21 protein-coding genes are annotated in these 16,408 nt (G+C 39.4%); 1 reads left to right on the top strand and 20 read right to left on the bottom strand.

The features are described 5' to 3' along the window. The first annotated feature begins 913 nt into the window (after window positions 1-913). Window positions 914-1,108, top strand: coding sequence for a hypothetical protein (locus HMPREF9706_RS03260; protein ID WP_006907950.1), 195 nt, complete (start codon window positions 914-916; stop codon window positions 1,106-1,108). A 12-nt stretch (window positions 1,109-1,120) separates the two neighbouring features. On the opposite strand, the gene HMPREF9706_RS03265 is transcribed toward HMPREF9706_RS03260, so the two are convergent. The 20 genes from HMPREF9706_RS03265 to HMPREF9706_RS03355 form a co-directional block, all read right to left on the bottom strand. Then, window positions 1,121-1,468: a hypothetical protein gene (locus tag HMPREF9706_RS03265; protein ID WP_006907951.1), complete on the bottom strand. Its 348-nt coding sequence runs from the start codon at window positions 1,466-1,468 to the stop codon at window positions 1,121-1,123. Further along, complete coding sequence (locus HMPREF9706_RS03270) at window positions 1,468-1,833, bottom strand: hypothetical protein (protein WP_006907952.1); 366 nt, start codon at window positions 1,831-1,833, stop codon at window positions 1,468-1,470. Before HMPREF9706_RS03270 ends, HMPREF9706_RS03265 begins: the two co-directional genes overlap by 1 nt. Next, complete coding sequence (locus tag HMPREF9706_RS03275) at window positions 1,826-2,230, bottom strand: DUF6941 family protein (RefSeq protein ID WP_006907953.1); 405 nt, start codon at window positions 2,228-2,230, stop codon at window positions 1,826-1,828. Before HMPREF9706_RS03275 ends, HMPREF9706_RS03270 begins: the two co-directional genes overlap by 8 nt. Window positions 2,231-2,364: 134 nt before the next feature. Continuing rightward, window positions 2,365-3,711, bottom strand: coding sequence for a glucosaminidase domain-containing protein (locus HMPREF9706_RS08830; RefSeq protein WP_051009490.1), 1,347 nt, complete (start codon window positions 3,709-3,711; stop codon window positions 2,365-2,367). Then, window positions 3,704-3,988 carry a holin gene (locus HMPREF9706_RS03290; RefSeq protein ID WP_006907955.1) on the bottom strand — a complete coding sequence of 95 codons (285 nt, stop codon included), beginning with the start codon at window positions 3,986-3,988 and terminating at the stop codon, window positions 3,704-3,706. The genes HMPREF9706_RS08830 and HMPREF9706_RS03290 overlap by 8 nt, the downstream gene beginning before the upstream one ends. Further along, window positions 3,988-4,428 (bottom strand): hypothetical protein, encoded by a 441-nt coding sequence (locus HMPREF9706_RS03295; protein ID WP_006907956.1) that lies wholly within the window; start codon window positions 4,426-4,428, stop codon window positions 3,988-3,990. Before HMPREF9706_RS03295 ends, HMPREF9706_RS03290 begins: the two co-directional genes overlap by 1 nt. Window positions 4,429-4,517: 89 nt before the next feature. Continuing rightward, on the bottom strand, window positions 4,518-4,646 hold the full coding sequence (locus tag HMPREF9706_RS09345) for a CD1375 family protein (RefSeq protein ID WP_006907957.1): 129 nt from the start codon (window positions 4,644-4,646) through the stop codon (window positions 4,518-4,520). Then, complete coding sequence (locus HMPREF9706_RS03300; protein WP_006907958.1) at window positions 4,624-5,094, bottom strand: hypothetical protein; 471 nt, start codon at window positions 5,092-5,094, stop codon at window positions 4,624-4,626. Before HMPREF9706_RS03300 ends, HMPREF9706_RS09345 begins: the two co-directional genes overlap by 23 nt. Continuing rightward, the gene (locus HMPREF9706_RS09045) at window positions 5,048-5,239 is read right to left on the bottom strand and encodes a hypothetical protein (RefSeq protein ID WP_006907959.1); all 192 of its coding nucleotides are present in this window, start codon (window positions 5,237-5,239) and stop codon (window positions 5,048-5,050) included. Before HMPREF9706_RS09045 ends, HMPREF9706_RS03300 begins: the two co-directional genes overlap by 47 nt. Window positions 5,240-5,252: 13 nt before the next feature. Next, window positions 5,253-6,512, bottom strand: a complete 1,260-nt coding sequence (locus tag HMPREF9706_RS03305) for a hypothetical protein (RefSeq protein WP_006907960.1) — start codon at window positions 6,510-6,512, stop codon at window positions 5,253-5,255. A gap of 3 nt (window positions 6,513-6,515) precedes the next feature. Then, window positions 6,516-6,992 carry a hypothetical protein gene (locus HMPREF9706_RS03310; protein WP_006907961.1) on the bottom strand — a complete coding sequence of 159 codons (477 nt, stop codon included), beginning with the start codon at window positions 6,990-6,992 and terminating at the stop codon, window positions 6,516-6,518. Then, a complete protein-coding gene (locus tag HMPREF9706_RS03315; RefSeq protein WP_006907962.1) occupies window positions 6,992-7,549 on the bottom strand; it encodes a hypothetical protein in 558 nt (185 codons plus the stop codon). The genes HMPREF9706_RS03310 and HMPREF9706_RS03315 overlap by 1 nt, the downstream gene beginning before the upstream one ends. Then, entirely contained in the window at window positions 7,546-8,043 is a 498-nt protein-coding gene (locus tag HMPREF9706_RS03320) for a hypothetical protein (RefSeq protein ID WP_006907963.1), read from the bottom strand. Before HMPREF9706_RS03320 ends, HMPREF9706_RS03315 begins: the two co-directional genes overlap by 4 nt. Continuing rightward, the gene (locus HMPREF9706_RS08835) at window positions 8,040-8,642 is read right to left on the bottom strand and encodes a hypothetical protein (protein ID WP_006907964.1); all 603 of its coding nucleotides are present in this window, start codon (window positions 8,640-8,642) and stop codon (window positions 8,040-8,042) included. The genes HMPREF9706_RS03320 and HMPREF9706_RS08835 overlap by 4 nt, the downstream gene beginning before the upstream one ends. Further along, window positions 8,635-10,470 carry a phage tail spike protein gene (locus HMPREF9706_RS03330; protein WP_006907965.1) on the bottom strand — a complete coding sequence of 612 codons (1,836 nt, stop codon included), beginning with the start codon at window positions 10,468-10,470 and terminating at the stop codon, window positions 8,635-8,637. The genes HMPREF9706_RS08835 and HMPREF9706_RS03330 overlap by 8 nt, the downstream gene beginning before the upstream one ends. Beyond that, complete coding sequence (locus HMPREF9706_RS03335) at window positions 10,467-11,237, bottom strand: distal tail protein Dit (protein WP_006907966.1); 771 nt, start codon at window positions 11,235-11,237, stop codon at window positions 10,467-10,469. The genes HMPREF9706_RS03330 and HMPREF9706_RS03335 overlap by 4 nt, the downstream gene beginning before the upstream one ends. 15 nt (window positions 11,238-11,252) lie before the next feature. After that, a complete protein-coding gene (locus HMPREF9706_RS03340) occupies window positions 11,253-15,035 on the bottom strand; it encodes a tape measure protein (RefSeq protein ID WP_196793077.1) in 3,783 nt (1,260 codons plus the stop codon). A gap of 62 nt (window positions 15,036-15,097) precedes the next feature. Next, complete coding sequence (locus HMPREF9706_RS03345) at window positions 15,098-15,355, bottom strand: hypothetical protein (RefSeq protein ID WP_040444568.1); 258 nt, start codon at window positions 15,353-15,355, stop codon at window positions 15,098-15,100. Between the two features lie 71 nt (window positions 15,356-15,426). Next, window positions 15,427-15,825 carry a tail assembly chaperone gene (locus HMPREF9706_RS03350; RefSeq protein ID WP_006907969.1) on the bottom strand — a complete coding sequence of 133 codons (399 nt, stop codon included), beginning with the start codon at window positions 15,823-15,825 and terminating at the stop codon, window positions 15,427-15,429. Window positions 15,826-15,877: 52 nt separating this feature from the next. Further along, a complete protein-coding gene (locus HMPREF9706_RS03355; protein WP_006907970.1) occupies window positions 15,878-16,393 on the bottom strand; it encodes a phage major tail protein, TP901-1 family in 516 nt (171 codons plus the stop codon). Between the last annotated feature and the right edge of the window lie 15 nt (window positions 16,394-16,408).

Genomic DNA, 16,408 nt, shown 5'->3' on the forward strand with positions numbered 1-16,408 from the left:
ACCGAATGGTCAATATCAATAAAAAAAGGATCCGATATATATCGGACCCTAAAAAGCAAAGCTTTTTGAGCAAAACACTAAGGTGTCACAAAAGACGCTTCACATTCATCTTTTGAATTGCCGCCTTCCTGGCTTGAACTCTAAGTTCTAGGCAATTTGCTTGGCAATCTTCCAGATTGCTACGACTCATCGCATAATGCCATTCTAATCGATTGAATCAGATTTGTCAAAACAGGAAATAGGCACATTAAGAATAAAATAAAAAAGCAGAAACAGGCTAAACCACACAATCTAGTTTGCCCTTTTCTGCCTCTTTTATTAAATCAATTAATGTATAATCTTACACCATCTTATCCTACTGCTAATTTGGCATTATCCATCACTTCTAAGCGGTGGATGAAGCCGCAAGTGAACACAAGCGTATTGGTTGATATGACAACGTTCAAAGCGTCCATAAATTTATATAAAAAGTATAAAAATATACCATTCTGTATGTTTTCTGCCCCTTTTCTGCCCCTTTTTTAATAGGCTTCACATAACAAATTTTAAAAAAACGCTTGACTTTATAACGGTTAGCCGTTATAATATATATAGAAGGTCAGGAAAGGAAGCGTGATATGTTATCAAGAAAACAGTACAAAGAAGAAAAGAAAAGTGAACAAATAAAAAAGACTAGCGAGAAAATCAACTTAGTACTCGCAATACTAAATATCATCTCGCTAATCATAAACCTAATAAAACTAATCATCGGATAGTTTATCAGAGGAAGGTTGACCTTCCCTTCCTCTTAATTTTAATTCAAATTTAGGAGGAAATCAAATGAAAAAAGAGACGAAAAAAAACCTTATTTGGACTATTATTTTGTCGGTACTGTTAGCACTGAATATTATTTATTTTATTTGGGGGTAATACCATGAGAAAAGTAGTCGAAGAATTGCTGAATTCTGATCTGTCTGCTTATCGCATCTCAAAAGATGCAAATGTTCCTTATATGACTGTAAACGACTTGGTAAATGGCAAGTCTTCTATTGATAATGCAAAATTTTCTACGATTGAAAAACTGTATAACTATGCTGTTTCACTGCACAAAAACACCCCCGCCAATTAAGGTGGGGATTTGTTATAGACAGTTAATTAAAGAGTCATATTCATAGCGAGCCTCATTAAGGTCTTCGTTATCCATCTTTACATCTACATAGTCAGCTTGTCTTCTTAATTTTTTTAATCTATAGCCATGATCTGCTACTTTATGGCAGCCAATTTGCTGAGAACGTTTAATAGCTTCCCACACTTTTTCATGGCTCCCTCCATCGCCTGATGGATTTCCCACGTTAAAAGCTGCTTTAGACATATGAAAAGCTGCATAGTAAAATCTTGATATAGCCGTTCTGATCTTTGTTTCATCTAAATTTTCGTCGTTAGAAAGCTGGATAGCTAAATTACCATATTGGTTCCAATCAAAAGGCATTACAAAGCACTCCCATAGGTAAGTATATAGTCAAGCTCTGATAAACCTGATTCTTCGAACCACCATTCGTCAAATATTTGACGTTTCATGTTGATTTTCTTTTTACTGAGTGGAAGAATCAACTCTATCTCTATCAAATTAGTATGCTCCACTTTATCTAATTTAATTTCGCTCTTGACCTCAAATATTTCCTTAGCTTTTTCTTTAATTAAATTTATTTGACTTTCATTGGTAAAATTGATCAAAGACTTATTTTCTACGCTAATATCTAAATTTTTCCATTCAACAGAAATGGCTTGGTTATTTACAACTGGCGACAGCGTGAAAACAGGAATTGTAGCCATAGCAAGGTTTCTACTATTCATTATAGTCACCCTCTTCATTTTGCTTTGATACCTTTATTTCAAAACTTTGGCTTGAAATCTTTTCACCATCGATATAAACCAAAACTTCGTAAGTTCCTTTATTTTTTAATATTATCTCATTCACATGCATACCAAGATGAAATTTTTCAGTTGGAATAATAGTCGGCCCCTCGGAGTCTATAATTAACTCCTCAGTATCTTTGTTTAAACAAGAAACCCGTATAGAGTGCTCTTTGCCATCATTTAACTTTTCAGAATAAAAGTTCACAAATATTTTAAATGAATATACAGTAGGAAGAAATGGAACTTCTAACATTAGTATAGGATCAACCAATTCTATATTTTTTTCCGAAATAATGTCCTTACATATAACTATCTGAGCTATAGTATTGTTCACTTCTATTCACCCCTCTACTTCTTCATCTAAATTACCTTAAGTGACATTTTCTATAGTATACCACACTTGTCAACCCCCCTAAAAATAAAATAGCCCCCTACCAAAATGGTAGAGGGCTATCACACTTCTATATATTAATCTTTCAAAGCTTTCTCAATAACCGCCTTAATATCTTCTGCTTTGACTAGCTCAAGGATACCCTGGATAATCTCGTTTTTATCCTCGTCTGAGATCTCAGACTTGACGATCTTTTCAATCGCTTCTTGCTGATCCTCTTGGACTTTCTCGACTGTAGTACCGCTTAGCAACTCATTAATCTTAGCTTGTACTGCTTCGTACTTATCGCCAAGTAGTCGTTTGCGGTCTTCGCCATTACCTAGCTTGCCTGCGATACCATCTCTAGCCAGTTGCTCGATATCTCCGCTAAGCTCAACTTTAGGTGCTTGACTTCCTTCTGCATAACGTGGACGTGCGTAACCTTGAATATAGACGCTATTCCACACAAAGCGGTTATAAGCCACTGTAGACACACCGTTTTTAGTGGTATTCCCCTCAATTGTGGTGATCATATCACCGTCCACGTTAGCAACATAGCCGATATGATTTCCCCATCCTTGACGGTTACCGCTCCAATTAAAAATAACGATATCTCCAACTTTAGGCTTTACTAGTCCTTTCCAAATCCCTAGCTGTTTGAAAATATCTTTGTGTCTTTCCACACCGCATTCACGGCCAATCAAGTCCTTAGCTCCGGACTTTACTGCCACGAACGATACAAAAGTATCACACCAATCATCAGAATATTTGACTGCGTATCCTCTTGGCAAAGCCCGGACTGCGTTGTAACCGTCAATGATTTTCTTGTGGTTAGCTCCCCACTTATTAGATCCTAACCATTTTTTAGCCTCTTGAATGACTGCATTTGCTGTTGCTGTCATATTTTCAACTCCTTTGTCTAATTTATCTAAAACACCATTGTTCGCTTGATTGATTGCTGATCTTCTAGCTTTCATCCCTCGTAAATAAGCTTCATATCGTTGCTTGCTTTGAGAATCCGGAAGATTCATAGTCGCATAGTCATATTTAGCGCCGCCATACCTAAACATACCCTTAACAGCTTCATCAAAGTTCTTAGAATCTGCAATGTTGTAGGATCCACCCCTCCGGATTAAATAAAGCCAATCTTTGAAAAAGTCATCCAAACTCGAATAGTGCATGTAATAGCCGCCTTCGTTTGCCGGACGCTTCGTGCCTCTTTTGACTTGAACGCCACTTGGTCTAGTAAAAGCGTTCATATGTGTATTTGGATAGGTCATACCGCTTAAATTATTATTTGCTTTGGCTACTGCGGATGTTCCCCACAACCCCTCAAAGTGCAATTTAACAATCAAGTATGAAGGCGGAACACCTAAGCGCTCCGCCTCTTTAATTAGCATATTTAGGGTTTCATCTGTTAACGTTGCCCCTTTGTACTTAAGCATTTTTAGATCCCCCATCTCCAATCTTCTTTTGATCATACAAACCACAAGCTCCTAATCCCGATATAAGCCCAACGATGATCGCGCTGTTTAGCGATTGACCAGCACTAAGCATAACTGTCATAGCGATAGTAGCCCCGACTATCAAAGATAGCAAAGGTACATACCGATCTTGTAGATTAAGCGTGTTTTTAAATACTTGAACAAATCCACTCACGATTGGGATTAAAATGATTGCAATTAATTCTGATTGTTCTACTAGTCCTTTAATGATTTCCATTATTTTTTATCCTCTTTTCCGTTGCCGTAATGTTCTTTATAAGTGATCGTTTGGTGACCATTTTCCCGACTTGTTTCTAGCACGATCAATCGCATATCGTGATCGTCTAAGCGCTCGTCATGATCTTTGATCGCTTGTTTGTTCTCTTTTGTGATTTCATTTAAATTTTTGCGGTCATAGTTTGATTCGACTGTAATTGTTTTAAATTCTTCCAACATCTTAACGATTGGCTCCATCTGCTTTTTAGTAATATCAAGCATTTTATTCTGATAATCTTTATCTTGTTGTAGCCTTTCTCGTCTTGCAAGATCTTCTTCCCTAGCTTTCTTTCTCTCCCAAGGGGCAACTAGGTATTTATAGCCAAATCCTAAAATCGCCGTCAGTGGCGCTATGATACCGCCCACACTTACAATGTAGTCTATGATAGAGTCCCAAGTCATAACCTACCCCTTTCGTTGTTTAATCAAATAAGCAACCGCCCCCAAAATTGAGAGGACGATTGCTAGTGTGATGATAATTTTTTCCGTCATTATTCTGTGATTAATTCTTCTGCGTTCATGAGTTTGAGCTGTTCTGCGACCGCTTCTTTCATGAACGGTAAAACATTCTTATACTCATAGCGACCAGCTACAATGTTAATTGCTAGTAACATTACCATCACCTGTCTCACCCCCTTTCTCAGCATTGTCATCATCACCAGTAGTCGGCGCATCTTCACTCACCTCATCTTCTTTCTTGAGTTGTAGATGAGCGACAATCGGTAATACCTTGTTCATCAACTCGATCAGTGCGCCCTGCGTTATTTGAGATTCTTTCTTCATGTTTGCGATTGCTTCATCAACCTCGGATAATTTTGCATCTGCCTTTTCTAAAGCTTTATCCAACTTGATTTGTTTGCTGTCTAACTCATTTACTTTGTCGCTAGGATCGTACTCAATATTCATTTGATCTAATACCAACTGAATCTGCTCGTCTTTTGATTTACCCGTTGCGTCGCCCACAACATCTCGTGTGATGATGGTATAGGGTTGTTCACAAAAGATTTGAATCTCCGTTCGATCAAGCCTCTGCTTGTAGTACGGTGTGTTCAGAATTTGATACTTCATCTGCTTCCTCGCTTTCCTTTTGTAATTCATCAATGATTTTCATGGCTTCCTCTAACTTTTGCTTATACTTGTTAATCTCCAACTTCGCCAGCAACAAATCCTCGGACAGTTCTGTTAGTGTTTTAATATAAATCAATTCATTCATAGGATACCTCGCTTTAGTAATCGATAATCAATTGAACTTGAATATCATATTGTTCGGCCTTACGTGTTCTGGCATTCCAATAACGTGCATATCCTACGATAGGCACTCGTCCGTTATCGTAATCGATGCTATCTTTTTGGACATAACAGACAATACGTTGTAGCACTAACCAACCATTTTGATAATCGCCATTGGTGTTCTTCCACACGCACGCATCAGCGAATGCAACTTGGGCGTTAAACCGCTTCCCATGATACACACTAGGAATTGTAACCCATTTATACCCCGTGTCTGACGTATGGTTAATGCCGGACACAGGAATTACATCGTGTAAGTAATGTGTGTGATACCATCCACCGTCATAATGATAAAGGCCATCGTAATCGATGACCGTCTTTTTACCGTTCTTATGAAGCACCGTAAAGCCTTCACCTGTAATTGTGACATTGCTTGAACCACTATTTAATCTCGCTCTAATAAAGTTTGCGTCCATACCTGTGACACTTCTTGCATCAACATTGACCGTGATAAGGTTTTGGATTTTTGCACTAAATGCTTTTAAGCTGTCAGTGCTAAAACTCTTCGTCAATAGGTTTTCAGCAAATGCGTTGGTCATTGATACATCACCGTCAAGATGGATTAGCTTATTCTTAATTTTGGTTAAGCCATCAGTTTGGTTAAGCTCTGCTAATACGTCGCCGTTGGAGTTCAAATTCTTAACCGCCCACGAATCAGCGGTCTGTGTCACTTTGGTAGATAAGGGGTCAATTTTTTTCATAACTTCCGTTTGGATAACGCCACTCGCTTGAACCATTCGTGATAGGTTACTTACTACATTGTCTTCAGTTGTCCCTAAAACTCGCTCATAAAAGTCAGCAGTTGATCTTATGGAATGAATTTGTTTAGATAGATCATTACCCTGTTTAGTGAGTAGGGCTTTTATTCCCTCGGCGGTTAAGTTGATTTTATGGGTCAATCCCTCGTCAGCATTCTTAAAATCAAGCTTAATCTGATTGAGATTATCAAATAGCTCCTTAATAACCGTTTCACTCGTTTCGGGCTTAACATAGTCAAGGGCTTTAGTACCACGGTTGAGATTAGCTTCTGCAAAGGTGTATTGCTTACTAGTGTCGTTAGGTGCTAGGCAAAGCTTAGGTTGCTTACTTTCCGCTATGAAAGTTGCTTCAATGCGATAACCACCGCCATGTAGTGGTGTGACGGTGGTTTTGATGGGTTTGTTATTTTGCGTTAATTGAATTGCAATAGTTGTCACCCCCTACAATTTATAAATTTGTAAATGCTTAATCTTAATTTCGTCACCCGCTTGCGTTTTTATGGGTGCGTGGATAATCCAATTCTGTTCTGTAAATTCACCGACCGCTCTAAAGAAACCATCTTTTATAAAGCTTGTTAATTTTGGCTGGATTTTAGAAACAGTTAAACTTGTCCATTCACTTTTTGAAAGGGGCTTGCCGTTCTTTTCGATCAAACCTTGTATCAAAAATTCTCCTTTGTTATGTAAGGGGTCTTCTATGATTCTTAAGGTAAGGTCTTTGCCTTGTACAAAAGTGAAAATTAATTCACCAAACTCGTTTATTTTTAAATTACTGTAATTATCAAAAGAAGCGAGCTTATCTTTTTCAACTAAATTATCGCAATATATCCCCCCCCCGACCATTTCATTTATATTGTCATACAAATATTTTAATGTTATTAAGTCCGAATCTTGATTAATTGGTGCTAAAGATTTCATCACATAACTCCTTTTCTTTCAAGTGCGTCTAACTTTTCGTCTATGTATTTTAATCTCTTGACTAAATCGTTAAAAGTTGGCGATATATCGTCTAAAATCTCAATTTTAAAATTACCAACTTTTGATTTATCCGCTTTAATCTGATTATAAATGCCACTCTGCACGATCTCATTGATAGGCTCATCGGGAATTGTGTATTCTTTGGAAATTACACCTTTGAAATTTTTACCTTTGTAATCATCAGCGTTTAACCATGCACTAAAATAGCGATTACTACTTCTTATTTTGAAACCAGGTTCTGCTCCGATACGCCCACTTTGTGCGTTCTCCACTTCCACATAAACACTCACTCTTATCCGCTTACCTCGTAATAAATTTAAACTTTGTGATATGGTCAGTCCACATTCTATGCTTTTCTTTTCACTTTCATTTGTTATAAAAACATCACCGTTTAGAACAATATTGCCCCCCCCCCCGATTATTTTAGCAATATTGTTATTCAAATATTTTGATGTTATTAAATCCTCATCATGCTTGATTGGTGATAAATCTTTCATGCTATACCTCCGATTGGTGTTAACTTTATGTTCGTAACTTTGACATTTATGTTTCTATTTTCTTTATTATTTCTCACTCCATAACAATAAGCATGAGGGATACTACTGTTATGATCGACCGTCATTACTCTACTTATATTAAATTTGTAAGGTAGCTTTTTATTAAAATAATTAATGATATGTCCGTTGGAGTTCATCGTCCAAACTTCTTTTGTGTAGAAGAAATTAAGAAATGCAAAGCGAAGGTCTAATCCACTTAAATCTCCGTATTCTCCTAAAACCTCACAATCATACGAAAGTAAATATTTTTGACCGTCCACCAAATAATTAAGAACATAATCACCAGTCATTTTTAACTCGTTAGTCCAGTAAAGGGTTAAAAATTCATTAGCCCCCTCTTGCAACTCGCTAGGTGGAATCATAAAGCTCGGTTGCGTCAATAAGTTTAGCGATACAACATCATCGTCGTGTTCAAATTTTCCTAAATTCTTCACCCAATCACCACCAATACAAATTCATTTTTAGTTAATGCTCTGTTAGCCACCACTTTAATTTGGTTCTCATTCGGTCTATACACCTCGAATAAGTACTCCTCATACGGTTGACCATTCTGATACAACTGCACAATTACCGAGCGTGTGCCAAGATTGTGGGTGACTGTGTACTCCCTATTTGACCCATCTCCGATTGGTACTTCATACTTCCCGATCCCACTCTGCACCTTGTAAGTTATTCCCACACTAGCGTCACTGCTAACTACTAGATTGACTGTGTAGGTAGCTACCCATGGATGGGCTGACCTAGGTGGTACGACATCTCCTTGGCTTGCGGTAAAGCTAGCAATGACTTTATCGCCCACGCCCTCGACAGATGCACGAACATCAATTTTGTTTAACGTTCGATTATCTGCCATGGTCATATTGTCATACTGCCCCGATACCTTGATCTTGTTACCATCACGATTGATCACTAAATTCTTAGCTTCTGCACCGTTGATCAGCAGTTTGTTGATAACGATTGGTTTTTTATTTGCAATAGCACTCGATATAAGCGACTTGCCGTCTGCATTAAGGCCGCCTGTAAAATTAGCCATACTTAACCTCGCTTTCTACATAAGCCCCCATATAAATTGGAGCTTCAATATTTGGTTTATCCATTGGATAAATAATCATTGACACTGTGTACTCCTTGCCGATCAGGAAACCACCGCCATTATGCCTTATAGGAATACAATTATCGCCTTGATCTAAGTTTCCATAAGGCTCACCTAGCCAACGGTTCTCGTTGTAGCGAATTAGTTCCTTATTGGTAATAAACTCGGCGGTCACCTCGTCATTGATCGTATTGCGTTCTTTTAAACGATTGATCTCATCATCTATTTTGGTTCTGTGTGCGCTCAGTTCGTCAGCAAGCTGCTTGCCACGTTCAGCTATGTCTTTAGCACCGGTGGCGGTTGAGATTGCTTCGTCTGCCTTTTCAGATATTGAGTCCGCTTTTTGATTCGCTTCGGTAGCTTGTGTTTCTAGTTGTTTTAACTTCTCGCTGACAACTTTCCAATTTTTAGTCCGGATTAGCTCTTGCCATATCTCCCCTGTCCACATTTGAATAATATAATGCCCCTCAAATTCAGGATCCGGTTGGTACCAAACGTCCCTAATTCGAGGATTTTTTGGCTCGGTGAGTGAATACCAGTTAGTATTGAAACCATCTGCACTCGGCAAGTTGTCTTTAAGTTTATCAACGATTTCATCTTGACCCTCAGCCACTGCATCACGGATTGCATTCATCATTCTCGACTGACGTTTGCTTGCTGATTCATGAAGAATATCGCCGAGCTTTAATTCAACAACAGAATTTGTCAATCTATCCCATTTGACTTCAAATACTCGGACTGGGTAGTCGATTTTCAAGTCGTGCCTTACAACACGAACCGTGTCGCCGATTTTCGCATCAAGATAGACGGCACTTGTTTTTAACTCCACTCGTGGACGACTATATTCCAATAACGTTTCATACGTGCGTTGAATTAAATCGTTTTTATCCTCGGTATCAAACTCCACGAAACCAATCTTCGGTACTGCACCTTTATCGGTAATAATCCCAAACTGTGCTGTCGCTTCAGGCAATTCAATGTATTTCTGTCCCTTAGGCTTATCAACTGGATTGCCTTTCGCCTTTGACCATTCGATATCCTCAAACGTGATTTTACGTCCGTATCCGTCTCGCTCCTGAACCTTACCGTCTGGATTTTCCTGTCCTGCCTCAGATACTTGTTCGCCACGTCCACGACCAATCATTGCCGTATAAATATCGTCTCGTTGCGTTTCTTTAACAATCGATAGCGCATTATGCCCGTACGTCACTCGCTTATGTGTGGCTGTACCGATACGGTTTTTAAATTCAATGTACCGATTCCCAATCCGATTGTTATTAATCTCCACATGAAACTGCATTTCAACATTAAAGGATGCACACAGCTTCTTCAAAGCTGTAAATGCATCCTCGTAATAGTATGTTCTCGTGATATTCGGTTTACTTGGCGTGTACTGCACTGTCCATCGACTATCCTTTAATATCCGTTCTGCGTGAAGTCGTACGTCCCCAGTAGGACGAATATCGTAGACTGGCGTTTTCATCAGCTCTTCAATGCCTGATTGAACGCAGTCTAGAATCGTTAGTTCTCCGTCATGTCGATATCTGAGCAAGAAATAGAGATCAAACTTCTGTGGATTTTCTGCATTATGAATTGCAACGTACTCAACTTCAGATAATAATTCATCGTTCACATTCCGTAACTCAACGAATAATTTATCGGAGATATACTTCTCGTCCGTTAACGTCTGCACCTGTTCAACGGATTTCAACGTTTTATCAGAAAGTATTTTTAATAGCTTCTCTTGATTATTAAATAGATAAATCATGCTCGATACTCCCTCCACTTGAATTGGATATCAAGCTCATTACTTGTGATGCGCTCGCCATTTTTCACGTCAAAAAACTCTAACGGACTGTGTAACTGCAACTCATGTAGAATATTGTTTCCATTCTTTGTAATGCTAATTTCATCGCCAAAATGAATAACGATTTTATCGCCACTTGCATAATTGCCTTTAAGATGAATGGTTTCTCGTCCGTTCGTGATATCAATCGTCCGAGTAGATGATTTAACCGTTCCAGTGATTTCAATCAACTCTATCCAATCGCTAGAATTAACGGTGTCTAATGATGTTCTAACTTCTTTGTACTTATACGGATTCGGACAAACAAACACTAATTTATCAATAATACTCAATGCTTGCTCTGGATTACTTTCACCCTCAATATAAATTGCTTCGTACGTGTAATCAGGCTCGTCTTTGAATTTCAGTTTTAAAAATTCTCCGTCTGGTCTAAGGAATTTATTCAACTGCCAATAGCGCTCTCTTAATTTCTCAGAAGTCGGTGCCTCTAACTTGAATCTCACCTCGATCATTCGTTCATTGTCTTGTGCGTAACTAAACCACGAGCCAGCCCGACGAGGTACGTCATCACGTTTTACTTTACGGGAGACGATCCCTCGACCAGATACTCCTAGCTGACGATAGCCTTTGATTAATGTTTCTAAGTATTCACCATTGATCGACATACAATCCGAGGCAAGCTTTAGCGTTCGATTTGTTGTAACGTTTAAATCTGTAAATTCATACACTGTTCATGCCCCTTTCTAATAATGTGACAAACTTAGATCAAGTTCTTGTTGATGCGTAATACTTTGAGTGAATGCCTTAAATACTGTCCCGCCCATATTTAAGTAAATCTCTGCTGGTTGATTTGGCGATTCAACACTTGCTGTTCGATTTGATGCTAAACTTTCAATCGCTTGTCGGCTACCTCTAAGCTCGGTTGTCGCTAGTGATAACGGGTTGCGTTCACTTGCTCTTTCAGTTGCGCTTGATGCAGATACAGCTAAATTCGCTGCAATCTTTTCAACTTTACGAGTTTCATCATCAATTCCCACTGCTAAACCTTTACCGAAATAGCCCCCAATTTCAGCGGTTACTCGTGAAGGAGAGTGAATCCGCAAAGCCGATCTCATCGCTGCCGCCGCCGCACTAGCGATCGCCCTAGCACGACCGATAATAGCACCACTCATTGCATTAAGCCCACCTAGAAAGCCAGCGCCCATTTGATAGCCAGCTGATCTTGCCTGACCCGCTGCACTTCTCATGGCAGATACTGCTTGTTGCATAGCGCTTCGAATCGCACTTACAACTTGATTCATACCGCTTGAAACAACAGATTGAATTGAGCTCATTGCGTTTTGCATGGTTGATTTCATTGAGTTTACAGCGCTTTGCATTTGAGATTTCATTGAATTAAGCGATGATGTCATAACTGATTTTGTTGAATTCATTGATGACTGAACGTTAGACTTAATGGAATTCATTGCAGATTGAACCGACGTTTTCATGCTATTCATAGCACTTGTCATCGTGGAATTCATCTGACTAGTGAAACTTTGTACACTTGCCCCCACGCCTGTAAAACCTGAGCTAACAGATGACTCCATTGAAGTCATCGCTCCAGTTACTTCGCCTTCCATTTGCGTAAATTCGCTTGAAACAGAAGAAGTGGTCGAACTAACATTGGCTGGCGCTTCTGATGCTAAATTATTAAATGAAGCGTTCGCCTGTTGCACAGCACTATCTACTGGAGGAGTGACCTCTGGAGGTAATTTACCAAATTCCGATACAATCTGATTAACTGTATTCCCGGCCGATGCTATCGCATCAACATCGAATCCAGACATAGCTCCCATAGCATTTGCTGCCATTTGTGCAAAGTCGTTTGGAACATCTACACCCAAATTAGCAAAATGCGCTTTAATGCCTTCCGCTGTTACTTGAGCTCCTGCTGGCAAATTAGCCTGAATATTAGCCATTTCTGTATCTAAGTTAATACCGAGTTGTTGGAAATTAAGCCCTGCCATTTGCGCCATCGTTTCAAATTGAGATGGAATATTCAGTGACATCTCACCAACCTTTGTCTGAAGATTGCCGGACATACTATCAACATTTTCAGTAACGTTCTGATTCATCAGTGCAGTTGATTCAGTAACACCCTGTTCCATCGTTTGTACATTTTCAACCGTAGCTGTTGAACCCTCAGCAGATTTACCCGTTACCCAATCCCAAACGCCAGATACACCTGTTTTTAATCCATCCCATGCTGCACTGCCCAGGTTTGCAACTCCGTTCTTAATCCCTTCGATAACTTTAGAGGCAATTTCAAAACCACTTTCAAATAGAGAACCGAACAATTGTGTAATGCCATTAAGCAACGACACAATAATTTGAGCACCCGCTGACACGATTTGAGGAAGAGCTTGTAAAAGCCCCGAAACAATTACCAAGATAATTTTGGCGGCTGTTGAAATGATAGTTCCAAAATTAGTAACAATACCAGTAATTAATTGCCGAATTATTCGCACACCGTAGTTAATAATTGTCGGTAACATTTGCACCAATCCTTGAATAAACTGTGTAATCGCTTGAACCCCAATTGAAAGAATCTGAGGTAAATTATTCATAATTCCACTTATCAAGGTGCTGATTATCTGAAATCCAATCTGCATCACTTGGTCAATGAACCCTAAAGCCCCTTGAATAAATTGACTTACAGACCCTTGACCTTGCGAGAGCATTTGAGGTAACGCTCCGACAACTCCTTGTGCTAACTGCAAAATAAACTGCATTCCAACAATTGTTAACTGTGCAATTGCTGGGACGATACTACCTACAAATGTTGATACAATTTGCGATGCAATCGAAATCAATTGAGGAATATTCTGCCCCACTCCTTGCACAAGAGATGAGATAATTTCCACACCTTTTTGAACTAGCACTGGGAAATTCGCTGAAAATGCATCGGCAAACAGCTGTAACATCTGTACCCCTGAATCAATCAAGGTAGGTAGTTGACTGATAATGCCATCTGCTAAATTCGATATAATTGCAGGTCCTTGTGTGGTTGCCATTTGAGCTATCATATCAATTTGCGTTCCAAATGTTTGATAGGCTAACCCTGCACCAGCTAAAGCAACACCAATCATCGCTACCGGACCGACCGTTTGAAGCCCAGCCATGGCAAGTTGAGAAAATGCACCAGCTGTTTTAGAGATGGCTTGCACTCCGAGAGATCCAACTCGTTTCATACCATTCCAGAATTTCCCCATAGAGGCTGTCATCTTCTCAAATGATGCCCACGGTTTCCCGCCGTCGAAACGTCCCATCGCTGCTTGAATTCTAAATAGCGACTTTGTATAGCCGTCCGCCATAAAATTTGCCGATTTCTTAATGATGTTCGATTTTGAATAAGCGGTGCTCGCAAATTTTGCAATACTACTTTTCGTGGCATTCAGTCCTGTTATTGCTTTACCAGGTATTGCCATGACGGTATCTGAAAAGAGTTCTAACCCTCCGACTGATCTCTCAATCAAAGGGAGTGCGTTACCGACAACGCTCCACGCTCCGAGATATGCTGCTGCCATTTTTGCAACGGATGAAATATCCACATCTCCAAAACTGAAGAAGCGTTTAATCTCGTCTTGAAATGGTTTGACGTTATCTGTAAAAATATCGATTAAACCTTTAACCCCTTTTTCAGCGTCCCCATTCAATGCCTTAAATGCATCGTTAATTGTATATTTCCCCTTATCGATTAACTTCGCCATATTATCAAAGCCTAGACTTTCTAACGACCGATCAATCGCTGACATTGTATTAGCTAAGCCTTTAGCCACTGCATTACTGATATTGCCAAAACTCGTCTTAATTCCTTCCGAGTTTATTTTTGCCATTTCAGCAAAACCGCCAACACCGTCATTCAATTCCATTAATTTATCGTTGAATTCATCGAACGTTATCTTTCCATCTTTCAATGCATCGTATAAATCTGTCTTCGCACTTGCTCCCGCATAACCGAATGATTCAGCCACCTTCGTTAGCGCCGTTGGCATTGTCTCAAGCAAAGTATTCCAGGACTGTTGATCAACTTTCCCTTTCGATAACATTTGACTATATTGAGTAAGTCCACGGCTCGCATCTGCACTTGAAGAACCAGATGCAAGAAAAGCATTATTTAGTGCTAGCGTGAGTTTAGTTGACTTCTTTAAATCACCGGTCAGCAACGCTAATTGCTGGGTAGTACCTGTCACGCTATCCAAAGTAGTAGGCAATCCCTCAATACCATCACCCAGATCTTTAATCGCTTTATTAGCTTCTTTCGTTGAATAGCCCATCGTAGTCATCATCTTAGGAAAAGTGTTCATTGTATCAAAACGATCTACCGCCTTACCAACATTCGCTGTAATACCTTGAATTCCTTTAGATACTAATTTTGCCGCTAGATTACCCACCATGAAACCTTTTGCTAAAGATCCCATACCAGCGGTCCCCTTGGATTGATATCCTAGTAAAGACTTAAGAGACGAGTTAGCACTGTCCATCGTCCGGCTGAAATTGGAATCAACTGCTGTTAATATCGCTTCTACGCTATAACTTTCTGCCATTATTTACCTCCTTTCATATATTCTTGTCTTCGCCTTGCCACTTCTCGCAACCTTTCGAAAACTTGCTCTTTTTCAGGCGAGTCAGCGTCTTTATAAAAATCTTTGAAACTTCGATAGATGTACTTGTTTGATCTACCATCCACTGCTCCTGCTTCACGTTCGTTCAACCACGCTGAAGCATGAAGTAAGTAGTTTTCATCTTTAACTTTTAGCGAATGAGCTTCCATTCGGACTAAGTATTCTTCCCAACTCATCATCATTGCTTCATTGAGAGACGAAACACCTAAATACCTAAAGCAGTTAACGATTGCTAATCGATATGGACAGTCTATTTCTTCGTGATTTTCTTCTCGACTTTTTCCATTTCTTGCTGTGCGACCTCCGCTTCTTTGAAGAAACGTCTCGCACCTGGTACCATTTTCAAATAGGTTAAAAAATCATCAAACACCGTCGTATCATCCTCTTGATCTCGCATATCGATATATGCTTCGATTTCCTTTTCAGATGGTCGATTAACATTATCTGCGGTTGAAAAACGGATAAGGTCCGCAACCACTTCAAAGTTTCCTAAAGCGAGTTCTGCCATCGCATTGGGGATTCCTACACTGAGTTTAATACCCTCTTTTTCTGTTACATATTTTTGATTTAATCGTGCTAAGCATCCTAACCCAAATGTCATTAAATAAGAATTATCCCCAATTGTTAATTTTGCTGTTCTATCTGCCATTTAACATTCTCCTTTTATTCAAAAATAAGGGGAACTTACGTCCCCCTTTCTATTAAGCTTTAGCTTTTAAATCTGTAAATTCGTATATTGCTTCAATTTCTTTAACTTCTTCTTCTGTTAGAGTTACCTTACCTGAAATAGGTTGACCATCAATCGCCATAGTTGTCGACAATTCTTCCAACTCTTCAACATTTGCTGGGATAGTCCATTCGTTTAGGTTACCTTGAGCATATAAAGCGGAATAGGTATTAGCTTCCCCTTCGGTTGCACTCGCAAGATCAACTTCCCAAACCTCGACTTTAAGTCCCTTCTTTACAGATTCCCAAAGCATTTTATTCAATTCATCACGAGTAGAAATAGCATTCACTTCAAGAGTTACTTCTAAACCACCACCCTGAACGATCGCTCCGTCCTTCGTTTGAACAGGTTCATTATCACGCTCATATTTCCACTCGTGCTCCACTTGTAAGGCTAAACGAGCAGCTGCTCCCTTTGCCGCATCTTGTAATAAGCGGAAAAACAGAACTTTATCTCTACCTCTGATGGGCATTGTAATTGATTTTGCCATATATCCACATCTCCT

The organism is Facklamia hominis CCUG 36813, assembly GCF_000301035.1.
Lineage (GTDB): Bacteria > Bacillota > Bacilli > Lactobacillales > Aerococcaceae > Facklamia > Facklamia hominis.